This is a genomic window from Arthrobacter sp. 05N33_2 (assembly GCF_056397425.1).
In genome coordinates this window covers 1-13,249 of the sequence record NZ_JBFTNJ010000013.1, presented here as the reverse complement: position 1 = coordinate 13,249, position 13,249 = coordinate 1, and the positions used below count along the sequence as shown (strand labels likewise).

13 protein-coding genes are annotated in these 13,249 nt (G+C 67.4%); 5 read left to right on the top strand and 8 right to left on the bottom strand.

The features are described 5' to 3' along the window. Positions 1-60: 60 nt before the first annotated feature. The gene (locus AC1DHX_RS08785; RefSeq protein WP_476858353.1) at positions 61-531 is read right to left on the bottom strand and encodes a MarR family winged helix-turn-helix transcriptional regulator; all 471 of its coding nucleotides are present in this window, start codon (positions 529-531) and stop codon (positions 61-63) included. Between the two features lie 81 nt (positions 532-612). Here AC1DHX_RS08785 and AC1DHX_RS08780 point away from each other — a divergent pair, with 81 nt between their 5' ends. Beyond that, on the top strand, positions 613-1,323 hold the full coding sequence (locus AC1DHX_RS08780) for a hypothetical protein (protein ID WP_476858352.1): 711 nt from the start codon (positions 613-615) through the stop codon (positions 1,321-1,323). A 23-nt stretch (positions 1,324-1,346) separates the two neighbouring features. On the opposite strand, the gene AC1DHX_RS08775 is transcribed toward AC1DHX_RS08780, so the two are convergent. Both AC1DHX_RS08775 and AC1DHX_RS08770 read right to left on the bottom strand, forming a co-directional pair. Then, entirely contained in the window at positions 1,347-1,811 is a 465-nt protein-coding gene (locus tag AC1DHX_RS08775) for a hypothetical protein (protein WP_476858351.1), read from the bottom strand. A gap of 179 nt (positions 1,812-1,990) precedes the next feature. Continuing rightward, positions 1,991-2,371, bottom strand: coding sequence for a DUF7793 family protein (locus AC1DHX_RS08770; protein ID WP_476850075.1), 381 nt, complete (start codon positions 2,369-2,371; stop codon positions 1,991-1,993). Between the two features lie 163 nt (positions 2,372-2,534). Here AC1DHX_RS08770 and AC1DHX_RS08765 point away from each other — a divergent pair, with 163 nt between their 5' ends. Further along, a complete protein-coding gene (locus AC1DHX_RS08765; protein ID WP_476899957.1) occupies positions 2,535-2,837 on the top strand; it encodes a DUF4193 domain-containing protein in 303 nt (100 codons plus the stop codon). A gap of 33 nt (positions 2,838-2,870) precedes the next feature. On the opposite strand, the gene AC1DHX_RS08760 is transcribed toward AC1DHX_RS08765, so the two are convergent. The 3 genes from AC1DHX_RS08760 to AC1DHX_RS08750 are packed head-to-tail and all read right to left on the bottom strand — an operon-like array spanning position 2,871 to position 6,330. Continuing rightward, the gene (locus AC1DHX_RS08760; RefSeq protein WP_476858350.1) at positions 2,871-5,096 is read right to left on the bottom strand and encodes an FtsX-like permease family protein; all 2,226 of its coding nucleotides are present in this window, start codon (positions 5,094-5,096) and stop codon (positions 2,871-2,873) included. After that, complete coding sequence (locus AC1DHX_RS08755) at positions 5,093-5,806, bottom strand: ABC transporter ATP-binding protein (protein ID WP_476858349.1); 714 nt, start codon at positions 5,804-5,806, stop codon at positions 5,093-5,095. The genes AC1DHX_RS08760 and AC1DHX_RS08755 overlap by 4 nt, the downstream gene beginning before the upstream one ends. Beyond that, positions 5,803-6,330, bottom strand: coding sequence for a PadR family transcriptional regulator (locus AC1DHX_RS08750; RefSeq protein ID WP_476858348.1), 528 nt, complete (start codon positions 6,328-6,330; stop codon positions 5,803-5,805). The genes AC1DHX_RS08755 and AC1DHX_RS08750 overlap by 4 nt, the downstream gene beginning before the upstream one ends. A gap of 245 nt (positions 6,331-6,575) precedes the next feature. On the opposite strand from AC1DHX_RS08750, the gene AC1DHX_RS08745 reads away from it, so the two are divergent. Beyond that, positions 6,576-8,126, top strand: coding sequence for a M1 family metallopeptidase (locus AC1DHX_RS08745; RefSeq protein WP_476858347.1), 1,551 nt, complete (start codon positions 6,576-6,578; stop codon positions 8,124-8,126). 85 nt (positions 8,127-8,211) lie between these two features. Here the strand turns inward: AC1DHX_RS08745 and AC1DHX_RS08740 are convergent, their stop codons facing one another. Both AC1DHX_RS08740 and ggt read right to left on the bottom strand, forming a co-directional pair. Continuing rightward, positions 8,212-8,715, bottom strand: coding sequence for a P-loop nucleotide/nucleoside kinase family protein (locus tag AC1DHX_RS08740; RefSeq protein ID WP_476858756.1), 504 nt, complete (start codon positions 8,713-8,715; stop codon positions 8,212-8,214). Between the two features lie 26 nt (positions 8,716-8,741). Continuing rightward, positions 8,742-10,562 (bottom strand): gamma-glutamyltransferase, encoded by a 1,821-nt coding sequence (gene ggt / locus AC1DHX_RS08735; RefSeq protein WP_476858755.1) that lies wholly within the window; start codon positions 10,560-10,562, stop codon positions 8,742-8,744. A gap of 174 nt (positions 10,563-10,736) precedes the next feature. Here ggt and AC1DHX_RS08730 point away from each other — a divergent pair, with 174 nt between their 5' ends. Together AC1DHX_RS08730 and AC1DHX_RS08725 are read left to right on the top strand one after the other, a co-directional pair. Next, the gene (locus tag AC1DHX_RS08730) at positions 10,737-12,359 is read left to right on the top strand and encodes an HNH endonuclease signature motif containing protein (protein WP_476858346.1); all 1,623 of its coding nucleotides are present in this window, start codon (positions 10,737-10,739) and stop codon (positions 12,357-12,359) included. Positions 12,360-12,502: 143 nt separating this feature from the next. Then, on the top strand, positions 12,503-13,021 hold the full coding sequence (locus tag AC1DHX_RS08725) for a DUF2087 domain-containing protein (protein ID WP_476858345.1): 519 nt from the start codon (positions 12,503-12,505) through the stop codon (positions 13,019-13,021). The last annotated feature ends 228 nt before the right edge of the window (positions 13,022-13,249 follow it).

Here is a 13,249-nt window from a genome sequence, read left to right as displayed (position 1 = left end):
CACTGCCCGCCGGCTGAAAAGGACGGCTATTGTCTCGAAGAACCGGACGGCGCGCCGGATTCATTCCGGCCTCGTGTCCCGATGCAGGTCCGTGTCGAGGGCATGGGCGCCGGCCAACCTGGCCAGCAGGATCCCCAGCTGCGCAGACTGTTCGCTGGTGAGCGGGGCCAGGAGTTCGGCCTCGTGCCGTTCGGCGATTCCGCGCAGTGCTCCGAGAACCTTCGTACCCTCGGCCGTCAGCCGGAGCTCGTAGTTCCGCCGGTCGGCGCTGCTGCGCACGCGGGCCACCAGCCCTCGCGTTTCCAGCGAGTCGATGAGGGGAACAACGCGGCTCGGCACCGCGCCCAGGCGGTCGGCCAAGGACCGCTGGCTCAGTCCGGGGCTGCGGCCGAGCAGGCGGAGGACACCCGCGTCGCTTGGGGTCAGGCCGAGTTCGCGCGTGCGCTCGGCGAAGCGTGCCGATGCCAGCGCCCCGAGCTGGGACAGCAGGAAAGCGGTTCGCTTCGGCCGCGGCGGATCCGGTGAGTCCATGCCCCAATATTACGCCATTGACAGAATCATTCAACAGGTGAATCATTTTAGTTGTGACGTAATTATTGGAAAGAAGCGATCATGACTGACCTGTCCTCCCACCACACTGCTCCGTCGACGCGATCCGGCGGCCCCAACCCGGGCATCCTGGCGGCCGTGAGTCTGGGACTCACGATCGCAGCCCTGCTCAGCAGCGCGATGCTCACCAACGGGCAGGCCTACGTCTCGCCCTTCTCCCCCGCCGGCCAGGTCGCGACATATTTTCACGGGAACACCGACGCCGTGCGGCTCGCCAGCCTGTTCCAATTCGGCTCAGCGGTCCCGCTCGGCATCTTTGCGGCCACCGTTTACGCCCGGCAGATCCGGCTTGGCGTGCGCGTCCCCGGGCCTGCAATCGGCTTCTTTGGCGGCATTGCCGCCTCGGTGTTCCTCATGCTCTCGGCCGCCGTGGGGTGGGTCCTGAGCCGCCCGGAAATCACCACGGATGTGCCGCTGACCCATGCATTGTCGTTTCTCGCATTCATCACGGGCGGCGTCGCCTATGTYGTCGGTTTGGGACTCCTCATCGCCGGAATCGCCGTCCCCGCCCTCATCCTGCGCTTCGTGCCGCGCTGGCTGGCCTGGGCCGGCCTGGTCATCGCCGCCCTGTCCGAACTGAGTTTCCTCTCCATGGTGATCGAGCCGCTCCAGTTCCTGCTGCCCGTCGGGCGGTTCGGCGGCCTCCTCTGGCTTGTTGCCGTCGGATTCCTGTTGCCGCGGAGCCGGGCTGCCGCGAATCGTCGCGAACCGTGAGCCTGTCGAGCTGGCCGCCCGGTCTAGGCTCCCTCCCCGGAAAAGCCTCCGAGCACGCCCGCATCCGCGCGGCCATAGCGCGCGCGCTCGATGGGACGGTGATGCAGCAGGGGTTGGCGGGCGGCTGAACGGCGCCCGGTCGACCGTCCGGCGCCTGATGTCGGGGGCTGTGCGGGCGTTTCCGCCGCCCCTTCGTCCTTGACGAGTGTCAGGTTGGTTCGGCGGTCCCGGGCAGTTTCTTCCCGGAGGGCGATCAGGTGTTCCGCCAGCGCTGCTTCCGGCCGGCCCGGGTTGGCCTGCAGCAAACGGCACAGCTGCTCCCGTGCACGGGCCTGCCCCGGCGAAGAATCAGACAGCACTTCGGCGATGATCTCGGTGGCCTGCAGGCGTATCCCCCGCGCCCAGCTGTCCTCCGGCCCATTGACCGACGCGTCCGTGGGCGTGTGTCCGTGTGAGGGTTCCGCACGGGACGACAAGTCAATGGACATTGGCGATTCCTTTGTTCCCGTTCCGGCAGAGCCCGGAACCGGCCACGATCCCGAGAGCCCTGCATACATTCCTGGAGCCAGCGGGGCGGAAGACCGTGAAGACACTTTACAACGGGAAAGACCGGTCTGTCTCGGATCGGGAGTGGATTTGATTGCGGTGCCAAGCCCTGTGGCAATTCCTAATCGCGGCTCTGGATGACTTCCTTCAGCCATGCAATTGCGTCGGTCCTGGATGTAAAGAACTCGTGCGGGTACTTGGTCTCCCGGCTCGTGGCGGAAGCGATCACCCTGTCGACTGTGCTGGATCCGAGGACCGCGATGGCCACCACGCCCCTGCTCTGTGCGAATTGGTATCTGGCCGCCGCGCTGAACACCACGTCGGTCATCTCGGAGAGCATTGGCATCGGCGTCCCGCCACTGATCCGGTCCACGGCAAGCATGGCGTCCCTGGCATCTTCGGCGTCCACAAAGGAACCCGGGCGCCAGACGCTCTCGAGTATCCCAGCATCGACGCTGAGCGAGTTCTTCCCGTCGGCGGCGTCGATTGGTCCCTGCATCATGCCGTTGATCCTAGGCCCGAACTGCGGCGGCGCCCGGCACCGCGCCCATGGTGTGGCCGGCGAACGCCGCACGGCGTGGATTCTGGCCTCGCCTGCGGAACAACCGCGGGGTGCCGTACGTTGCACTTAGCCTAGTTAAGACTCGAGAAAGCGAACAAGCCACGTGGCAACCGATTACGACGAAGTCCGCTCGGACGTTAAGGAAACCCAGGAAAACTCCCTGGAAGCACTTCAGTCCGCCAACGCACCGGACGCCCGCAGCGTCGTCCAGGAACTGGACGAGGCCGACGGGCTGGACGGGGCCGGAGTCCCCGGCGGCGAGTTCATCGCCGAAGAGCTGATTGTCCAGGTCATCCCGCAGGCCGACGACGAGTTCACCTGCAGCTCCTGTTTCCTGGTCCGGYACCGTTCCCAGATCGCCCGGCGGTCCGGCACCGATRTCTACTGCACGGACTGCGAGGGCTAAAAGCGGGGAAGGCCCAAAGCCAGGTCCGTGTTTTCACTCGGATCGGGTGGCCATGATGGCGGTATTGGCGCGGACGAGTCCGAAGGTAGCCGTCACGGCCGCCAGCGCGAGCAGGATGCTGAAGGACAGCGCGGCATAGTATGCGGGGCCGGGCCAGGTGATGTTCCGGCCCCCGCCAAATGAGATAACCATCAGCCAGGCCACGAAGAATCCGAGCCCGGCTGACAGCAGAAGCACTGCCACAAGGGGAACCGCGGCCTCTCTTGCGATGATCCCGCGAACAACTTCAACGGGCATGCCCATCAGCCGCATCAGGCCCAGCACGCGTTTTCGGTCCAGGATCGCGGCAGCCGTGGACACGGCCAGCGAAATGCCGGCGATGACTACGGCGACGAAGGCGCCGAGGTAGGCAAGGGCCGCCAGCCCCTGGATGAGCCGGGCGCTGCTCGTCGTTGCGGTGTCCGCTCGGGAGGTGGCGGGCGTGGCAGTGACCCCCGACGTATTCAAGGCCGTGCGCGCCCGGTCAATCGCCGCAGGTGTCCCGTCGGTACCGGCTACCATGACCACCGGAGCCAGACCGGCCAGGCTCCGGACGGGCGCGGCCGTGAGCGGGACCGGCGCGGTGGTCCAGGAATTCAAGAACGACGCATCGAAGGCCGCAAGGTGCTCTGCCCGGCTCTCCGGGAACCCGAGTGACGGTGCATCCCCGGCCGCGATGTAGATGTCATCGATGCCCGTCGGGCCGGGGGCAGCAGGGGCGTAGCCGATGGTGACGTTGCGGATTCCGGCACGTTCCCCAGCCCTCTGGGCAGCGGCCGACACCTGGCCGGCAGCGTGTCCGGGCGCCACGAGCGCGTAGACGCTGGTGGGCAGGAGCAATCCCGGACGGGCCTTAGGCGGATCAGCGGTTTCAATTGCGCTGGCGCCTCCGGCGAAGACAGAGACCATGAAGACGGCAATGACCAGCCCGGACACTGAGCGGAAGGTGGCAACGGGCGTTCGGCGGATGCGGCTGGCGGCGATGACGGAGGCTGCGCTGCGCGCCCGGTGCAGGCCGATGGTGCTGGCCATCCGGGTCAGCCACGGGCCGATGGTGACGATGCCGGCGGCGGTCAGCGCGAAGCCGCCGAGCAGCAGCGGAGAAGTCCAGGGGTTGCCGTCCGTGTGGATCTTGGCCAACACGGCGCCTGTGGCCATGCCCGCCAGGCCGGCCAGCAACGGCACGGCCCGCCACAGCGTGGGCGCTTCCTCATGCACGGCCCGTGTAACTCCCAGCGGGCCAATGCCCGTCCGGGCAGTGCGCCCCGCGGCCACCAGCGCGCACGCAGCCACCACGAGCACGACGGCGGCCAGCGCAGATCCCGCGCCGAAGGTGAAATCAGCCACGAACACTCTCGTGCCGTTGACGGGAATCTGGGCTGCGACCGGCCCGAACACAGCCGCCATGACGACGCCGAGCAGGGCACCGGCCAGGCTGGGGATGGCGGTCTCCACGGCCGCCATTCCTGAAATCAGCCGCGGCGACGCGCCGATGAGGCGAAGGGTGGCAAAGCGTTCCCGGCGCTGGGCCGCGCCCAGGCCTGTTGCGATGCTGACCAGCAGGAGCACCGGGAACAGCACCGCGATTCCGCCGACCAGCAGCGCCGTGCGGTACAGGCTGGCGCTCTCGCCGTAGGGATTGGTGGTGAAGTCCGTGACGAACATTGCCGCCGGACCCTGGCGGAGCCGGGCCTCCGTAACGCCGGTGATGACCACCAAGGCATCGGGGCCCGGGAGGGCGGCGTCGTCGATGACGCCCGCAAACTGACCGTACCGGTCCCCCAGCTCCTCAGCCGGAGTCGATTCGATCAGTCGCTGCAGGGCGGGCGAGGCGTAGTACTCTCCCGGTGCCGGCGGGGCCTCGATGCCCGGAATTTTCACGGTGGTTGTGGGGAGCGCGGCGACGTCGCGATGACTGATGAGCTGGTCACGGAAGATATCCGCCGGGAATCCCAGCAGAATCTTGTCCGGTGTCAACGGGATCGGTTCCGGACGGCCGCTGGCGGTGAGCCCGTCGGCTGCCAGCGCAAGGGTGACCGAGGGCTGGCCCAGCTCGCGGAGCCAGGCGCCCCGCGCGTCGCGCTGGGCCAGACCGTTCGCCGCACTCCACAGCAAGAGCACCAGGCACACGCCGATTGCCACGCCGCCGCCTACACCGGCCATCCGGCCCCAGGAGGACCTGCTGCCAAGCAGCGCTATTTTCAGAAGTGCCGGGTTCATGCCGGCACCCGGTGGCCGGCAGCGATGCTTCCGTCGCGCACGATCACTTCCCGGTCGGCATATGCGGCGGTCCGGGCGTCGTGGGTGATCATCACTACGGTGGTGCCGGCTTCCCGGACAAGGTCCAGCATCAGCGTCAGGACGTTCTCGGCCGCCAGGGAATCCAGGGACCCGGTGGGTTCATCGGCGAACAAGACTGCGGGAGAGGTCACCAGGGCACGGGCGATGGCCACCCGCTGGGCCTGGCCTCCCGAGAGCTCCCCCGGCAGCTTGGCAGTGCATCCGTCCAGCCCGAGCCGTTCGAGCACTTCCTGCGAGCGCCGGCGTGCTTCGGCCCGTTTGGTACCGCCCAGAAGCAGGGGAAGGCTGACATTGTCCAGCGCCGTGAGTTCGGGCAGTAGCTGGCCAAACTGGAAAACGAAGCCGAAGTCGGTCAGACGCAGCCGGGACCGTTCAGCCTCACCCAGTCCGCTGATACTGACAGGCTCCTGGCCGCGGGGCGCATAGGCCACGGCGCCGCCGTCCGGGGCAAGGATGCCGGCCAGGCAGTGCAGCAGGGTGGACTTACCCGACCCCGACGGGCCCATGACCGCGAGTACCTCACCGGCGTGAACGTCGACGTCGATACCGCGCAGCGCCTCGGTCTGTCCGAATGCGTGGCGGACACCGCGGGCGCTGAGGATGGGTGCAGTGGTCTCGATCGTGGTCATGCGCTCTGGAGCTCCTTCTTGAGTTGGGTCAGCCGGGCACTGGTCAGCTCGATCCAGCGCAGGTCCGCCTCGATGTGAAAGAGGCCGTAGTCGCACATCAGCACCTGCAGCAGGTCGGCGTCGCGCTTGAGGCGGGTCAACTCGCGCATCCGGGCCATGTGCTCGGCGCGCTGCGCATCCAACAACCGGTCGGCGTCGTCGTCGAGCAGCAAGGCGACCACGGTCTTGGCGAACAGCTCGCTCTGCAGGGTTTCGGAGGGCACATCGGGGGTGAAGAGCCACTGCCGCACCTTGTCCCTGCCGGCAACGGTGGCCTCATACTTCTTGCGGTCCGGACCGCCGCCGCTCTCCTCGCCCAAGGCGATGATCAGCTCGTCACGGAACATCCGGGCCAGCGTGGAATACACCTGCCCGGATGCCAATGGTTTCTGGGTGCCGAAATAGCGGTCATAGGAATGCTTCAGGTCGTACCCATAGCTGGGCTCCCGGCTCAGCAGCCCGAGGAGGGCAAGAGAGTTGTTCACACCTCCATCTATACACTCAGTGCATAGTCGGGGTCCAGCGCATCGGCAGGCTTTCGTGGGCCCGGCGGCCTCACCTCGGACCGGTACCAAGGTTTTCCAAAGTTGCGGTGGGGATCATGGGCGACATTCCAGAACTGCATTGGGGGCACGGTCATGACTTCTCAGACCGAGATCGTTTTTCGGGACAACGGTTCTGCTGTGTCACCCAAATGGACATCCCGAGACCTGGATGGAGGAAATCGGTGATGAGGCAGCACTTCAGAGGGCTCCTGCGTCGGACAGCGGTCATCCTCGTGCTGGCCGTGGCCGGCGTCGGCGCAATCAGCGGGGCTGCACAGGCCGCGCCCAGCCACGACAACTCCCATTACACGGCGGGCGCTCCCGGCAGCGGGGACGCGTATTTCCCGTTCGCCGGCAACGGCGGCTACGACGTCCTGCACTACGACCTCGCCCTCCGCTATTCGCCACCGACCAATCCCGCGGTGCTCGCAGGCCGCCTCAGCGGGGTCGCGACTGTCACCCTCCGTGCGAAGCAGAACCTGGAGTCGCTCAACTTCGACCTGCGCGGCCTCGGCGTCACGTCGGTCCGGGTCGATGGCAAGGCCGCCAAGTGGTCCCAGGTGCAGAACGACGCGAACAGGATCTGGGAACTCACGGTCGGGCTGCGGCCGAAGCTGAAGGCCGGACAGACGACGTCGATCGTGATCGAGTACGGCGGAATCACCGGACGGCCGCTCGACACCACCGGAGCGCTCTACGGTTGGGTCACCACCGCTGACGGTGCGATGGTCGTCAATGAGCCCGAGGGTGCGGCGACCTGGTATCCCGTGAATGACGACCCTGAAGACAAGGCGACCTATACGTTCCGCATCACGGTGCCGGCGGGGAAGACGGCCGTGGCGAACGGCCTGCCCGTCGGCCGGCCGGCGACGAAGGCGGGATGGACCACGTGGACGTGGAAGGCCTCGGACCCGATGGCCAGCTATCTGTCGACGGCGAACGTCGGCGACTTTGCCCTGTCGTACGACGTCGGTCCGCACGGGCTGCCCATCATCAATGCGATCGACGCGGACGTGACGGGAGCGGCACTGGCCGAGACGAAGGCGTCGCTTGCGTTGCAGCCCAAGATGATCGCATTCCTTGAGGGCCAGTTCGGGCGGTACCCGTTCGAGGCCTTCGGCGCGATTGTCGACGACGACACGGTCGACTACGCGCTGGAAACGCAGACGCGGCCGGTCTACTCGGAGGTTGCGGACGAATACACGGTGGTGCACGAACTCGGGCACCAGTGGTTCGGAGACGCGGTGAGCCCGTCCGATTGGCAGGACATCTGGCTGAACGAGGGCTGGGCGACGTACATCGAGTGGCTGTGGGCCGAACACCAAGGCACGGCCACGATGCCGGAACAGTTCGGGGACGCGGTGGCGTACCTCGACGCGAACAACCGCTGGGCGCTGAACATCGCAGACCCGGGCCGTGACAACTTGTTCGCGGGCCAGGTCTACCTCCGCGGGGCGGCTGCCCTCTACACGCTGCGCGCGAAGATCGGCGACGCGGCATTCCTCAGCGGCACCCGGTCGTGGTTGAGCCGCTACAACGACTCGACGGCGACGACGGAAGACTTCGAAGCCGTGATGGAAAAGGCCTCCGGCCAGCAGCTCGACGCGTTCTTTGACGACTGGCTGCGCGAAGGCGACCGCCCGGCGATGCCACAACAAGCAGGAGCGAAAACTGTCGTGATCGCAGGACCGGCCCCCACGCATTCCCACAACGCGCCGAGGAGCACACTCCGGTAGTGGTGGGCTTGCCAAGAAGATGATTCTCACCTGCGCCTTCTTCGGCCCCATCGCGGTACGCGTCGGAACCACCCCCGTCCTGAGGTTAGAAGGCCATCAACGGGCCCAGTCGTTCTCGCAACCCGGCAACGTGAACGGGTGCTGATGTCCCCACCGAGAGAGTTGGGCCGAGAGACAGAGGAACCGCGCTTGCTGTCCAATCGGCCCAGACGGTCGCCGCCGCTTCGCCCATTGAATGAATTGCGTGCCTCTGACGAGATTCATATCGCTCCTTGGCCAATTCCGGGTCGATCTCGCACCAGATCTCTACTACGTTCGGGCTTCCCGATTGAGCGATGCCTTTGGCCGCGTGGTCCAGGTCACGTGGGCGGTACCACCACGATTCCACAATCGCCGCCCCCGGGATCGACGCCGCCAACTGCCACATGGTGTCGGAAGCGATCTGCCCGAGCCGGCCGCTTCCGACATTCCCTAACGCGATGTCCGCGAGTGCTTCCTTGAGGTTGTCCTTGGAGATGACGGGGATTGACAGTGCCTGGCCGAGTTGACGACTGAGCGTGGTCTTCCCGGAGCCAGGAAGACCATTTATCAGAATCAGGGTTTTAGCGATTGGCTCTACCTCCGCGACGCCTTGAGGGCCATCGCCGATCCCCCTCCGCGCCTGACGGGCTCGGCGGCGGCGACCATGCCGCCGTCGGGCAGAAACTCGATGGCGGTCGCGGCGCCGATCTCCGCTGCCGACGTGAACGCATCCCCCGACGGCGTGAGCTGATGGCCAAACGGTGCCAGCTGGCTGCCGTACTTGGCGATGAACTCCGGTTCGGCCGTGACCTTGGCCGTATTCCGTTGCGAGGCACGCGGTGCGGCGATCGCCTCGGAGATGGTCATGCCAAGATCCACCCGGTTCAGGACGGTCTGCAGGACGGTTGTGATGATGGTCGATCCGCCTGGCGAACCGAGGGCGAGGAACGGCTTGCCCTCCTTGAGGATGATGGTCGGCGACATGGACGAGCGCGGGCGCTTCCCCGGCTCGATCCGGTTCGGGTCGGCCGGGTCGTAGACGGTCGAGAAATCGGTCAGCTCGTTGTTGAGCAGGAAGCCGCGGCCGGGGACCACCATGCCGGACCCTCCGGTCTGCTCGATCGTGAGCGTGTAGTCGACCACGTTCCCCCACTTGTCCGCGACGGTCAGGTTGGTCGTCGAGATGTTCTCGGTGTCCAACTCGACCGCAGGCGCGACGGCGGCGGCCGGGCACGCGCCGTCGTACGAGGACACGTTCCCCGGCGCTACCGGCTTCGCCGCCGCGTGCAGCGGATCAATCTGGCAGGCGCGCTCCTTGCCGAACACCGGGTCCGTGAGCGCGGCGGTGGGAACGCTCACGAACGCGGGGTCACCCACGTACTTGCCACGGTCCGCGAAAGCAAGCGCGCTGGCCTCGAGGTAGTGGTGCAGGGCGCCCGGCGTGGACATCCCGGACAGGTTGGAAGGCTCCAGGATGTTCAGCGCCTCGCCCACCGTGGTGCCGCCGCTGCTGGAGGGCGCCATGCCGTAGACGTCCAGGTCGCGGTAGTCCACGTGCGTGGGCGCCTGATCCAGGGCGCGGTATGCGGCGAGATCCGCCGTCGTCAGGTGGCCTGCCGGAACGGGCAGCTTTGTGTTGGAAGTCTTGGGCGGAGCCTGCACCGTGGCCGCGATCTCGGCCGCAAGCGGCCCGCCGTAGAAGCCGTCCGTGCCCTTTTTCGCGAGGAGCCGGTATGTATCGGCGAGGTCGTGGTTCTGGAAGACACTGCCGACGGCGGGGGCGTCACCGCCCGGGAGGTAGAGGCTGCTGGTCGAGGGAAACGCCTCGAACCGGGCTTTGTTGTCGAGGGTCTGCTGGCGGAACGTCTTATCGACCACGAATCCACGGGTGGCCACGTTGATGGCAGGCTTGAGTGCATCGCCGAGGCTCAACGTGCCCCACCGGTCCAGGGCACGCGCCCAGGTGGCCGGGGTGCCGGGGACGCCAACGGAGACGCCGCTTGTGACGAGCTCGGGCGTGAAATTGAAGGGCTTGCCGGTCGCCGGGTCGATGAACGCGTCGTGCGGCATTCCTGCCGGTGCGGTCTCCCGGCCGTCGATCGTGCCCACCTTGCCGGTCTTCGCGTCGTAGAACACGAAGTAGCCTCCGCCGCCAATCCCGGCACTGTATGGCTCAGTCACGCCAAGGGTCGCGGCTGCGGCGACGGCGGCGTCCGCTGCGTTGCCGCCCTTGCGGAGGACCTCAATCGCCGCAGCGGATGCCTCCGGATCCACGGTGCTCACCGCTCCGCCGTACCCAGTGGCGGTTGGCGTCTTTGCGGTCTCCCGCGGATCGGCCTGCGCAGGGGCGGCGAGGGCGCCACCCGTCACGCTCAATGCCAGGGCCGCCGTGACAGCCGCCAACCCACGTGTCATATATGCCATGATCGCTCCCGAGTCCGTGTTACGCGTATTGACAATGCTTGTCACGCTACTACGTAGGCGTGCGACACTCAACACTCGCGTCGATGGCATTGGATGATCTTTCAGCAGCCGCTGGGTGACTTCAGTTTCAGCAAAATTGTCGGTGGCTCCTGAGATGATCTGAGTGTGGAGAGCAGGACAGTGTTGAGTGCGGAGAGCGGGGCGGCCGTGGAGGCCGTCGCCGCCTCCGTTGCCGCGCTTGCCGCCTTGGCCGGATCGGCCGCTAGCGATTCTTCGCCGGACGCGGATCCGTTGCGGCGGCTGGCGGAGGGTTGCCTGGACGGACTTGCCGAGGTCGCGCGGCTGGAGGCCCGGACGGCCGCGTTGAGGGTGCGGCTGACCGCCGACTACGCGCAGGCAACCAGGTTCCTGGCGCCGCCGGCGCCGTCCCCGCGGGACCGTGCCGTTCAGGAGATGGCCCTGGTGGCTGAGGTTGCCTGTGTCCTGACGGTCAGCGAACGCGCCGCCGCGGCCCTCCTCGCCGAAGCCCGGGCACTGATGTCGGCGCTGCCGCTGACCCTGGCCGCCCTTGAGTCCGGGGCGATCTCCTGGGCCCACGCCCGGATCATCGTGGACGAAACCAGCAGCCTGGATGCGGCCGGGGCGGCCGGGCTCGAGGCGCACTTCCTGGACCCTGCCGCGCCGAACCCGGCCCGCGGCTGCCCGGCCGGGGACCTCGTTCCGTCCCGGTTCAGGGCCAAGGCCCGCGCCTGGCGCGAACGCCACCACCCCGCCGGCATCGAGGAACGCCACACCACGAGCGCCGCGGACCGGCGGGTCGAGTACACCCCGGACCGGGACGGCATGGCCTGGCTTTCCGCCCACCTTCCGGCCGATACCGCCGCCGGGATCTGGGACCGGACCACCGCCGCGGCCCGCGCCCTCCAGGGCCCGGACGAGTCCCGGACCCTGACCCAGCTCCGCGCCGACATCACCGCCACCTGGCTCCTCACCACCGGCACCGGCACGGGTGCTGGATCGGACGACGGCGGCACCGGTACCGGGGCGGAAGCTCGTGCGGGGGCGGGCGGGCTTGTTCCGGTCCCGCGGGCGCAGGTCCTGGTCACCGTCCCGGTCCTGGCCCTGCTCGGCGCCACCGACGAACCGGCCGTCCTGGACGGGCACGGGCCGATCCCGCCCTCGATGGCCCGCCGCCTCATCGCCGAGGGCGCCGGTTCCTTCCACCGCGTCCTGACCGACCCCCGGGACGGCGCCCCGCTCGAAATCGGCCGGACCAGCTACCGGCTCACGGCGGCCCAGCGCCACTGGCTCCGGCTCCGCGACGGCCGGTGCCCGTTCCCCGGCTGCAGCAACCACTCCCTGGACAACGATGCAGACCATCTCCTGGCCTGGGCCGACGGCGGCACCACCGGGATCTCGAACCTCGGCCAGCCCTGCCCGAAACACCACCGGCTTAAACACGCCTCCGCCTGGACACCGGCCCGGGCCAGCAAAGACCACCCGCCCGGCTGGACCTCACCGTCGGGACGCTACTATCCCAGCGAACACCAGGACTGGGAACCACCCCGCTGGCCCGAGGACTGGGACCCACCCCGCTGGCCCGAAGACTGGCTGCCCCACATCCCGGCCACGGACGAACCCGGCCCGGAACCCGACCCCGATCAAGGCCAGCCCGCGGATCCGGGCCCAGGCCTGCCCCCGGACCCCTTCCCGGACTGGCACCAATTCACCGCCGGACACCAATTGCCCGACACAGTGCCGGAATACCGCCTGCTGCAACCCATCTGAACGGCCAACCGTCAATGTCCGGGCCATCAGCCTGCCGTCGGCAGGCCCTGTCCGCCACACCCGCGCAGGACTACGATTTTGCCTGTTGACCAAGTACCCGTGACCAGCACAGGCGGGGGCAAATGCAGAGTGAGGAAAACGCTGTGACCGGAACGACGATGGTGAGTGGACCGCACTGGCGGCGTGTAGTGGCAGCCCTCGCTAACACGGACGCTCGGACCGCCTACGCGCAGATAGTGCTCGGCGCCAAGCTCCCCGACGTGCTTGCTGACCTGAATGACCACCGGCGAAACCGGGCTATCGCTGCCCTCCTTGAGTCAGGACTCGTGGAAAGCAATGCCGCCAGTGACCTTGAGGCACCCGAGGCGATCTTCCGCGACCTCCTCAGGCAGCAACCCCGGCGGCAGCCGCAGACCGGAGTGGCCCGCTTCATGCGCTTGGGGCGGATCGAGAGGTATCCAGCCAACATGACGGAACGGCGGGAGCTCCTGGCCTGGATCGTCAGCGAAGCTTTTGAGCCGGGCGAACACCTAACGGAAAAGCAGGTTAATGAACGACTGCTCAGTTATACCGATGACGTCGTCATGCTGCGCCGCTACATGATCGACTTCGGACTACTGGACCGGACGGCCTCGGGTTCCTCGTACTCCCGGCAGGCATGACGCGGGCTCCAGGCGGGCATTACGTGGGCTTTGAACTCGACGCTCTCATAGCGCCCAAACCTGCCCGAGAGCCAACATTGGCACCCACGGGATGCAGCGGTTTCTTGTGCCACCGCGAGTCCAGCATGATTCTCAGCGGTCAGCCCGCGCCCTGGCCCTCGCGGGCCACTTCTTCCAGAATCCTGGCTGTCGGCGCTGCCGTCATTAGCTGCCCGATCACCTCGGGTT

Excerpts from the sequence above, each read along its gene's own strand:
- AC1DHX_RS08745 (WP_476858347.1), top strand. The coding sequence starts at position 6,576 with ATGAGGCAGCACTTCAGAGGGCTCCTGCGTCGGACAGCGGTCATCCTC.
- ggt (WP_476858755.1), bottom strand. The coding sequence starts at position 10,562 with ATGACACGTGGGTTGGCGGCTGTCACGGCGGCCCTGGCATTGAGCGTG.
- AC1DHX_RS08785 (WP_476858353.1), bottom strand. The coding sequence starts at position 531 with ATGGACTCACCGGATCCGCCGCGGCCGAAGCGAACCGCTTTCCTGCTG.
- AC1DHX_RS08770 (WP_476850075.1), bottom strand. The coding sequence starts at position 2,371 with ATGATGCAGGGACCAATCGACGCCGCCGACGGGAAGAACTCGCTCAGC.
- AC1DHX_RS08775 (WP_476858351.1), bottom strand. The coding sequence starts at position 1,811 with ATGTCCATTGACTTGTCGTCCCGTGCGGAACCCTCACACGGACACACG.
- AC1DHX_RS08755 (WP_476858349.1), bottom strand. The coding sequence starts at position 5,806 with ATGACCACGATCGAGACCACTGCACCCATCCTCAGCGCCCGCGGTGTC.
- AC1DHX_RS08760 (WP_476858350.1), bottom strand. The coding sequence starts at position 5,096 with ATGAACCCGGCACTTCTGAAAATAGCGCTGCTTGGCAGCAGGTCCTCC.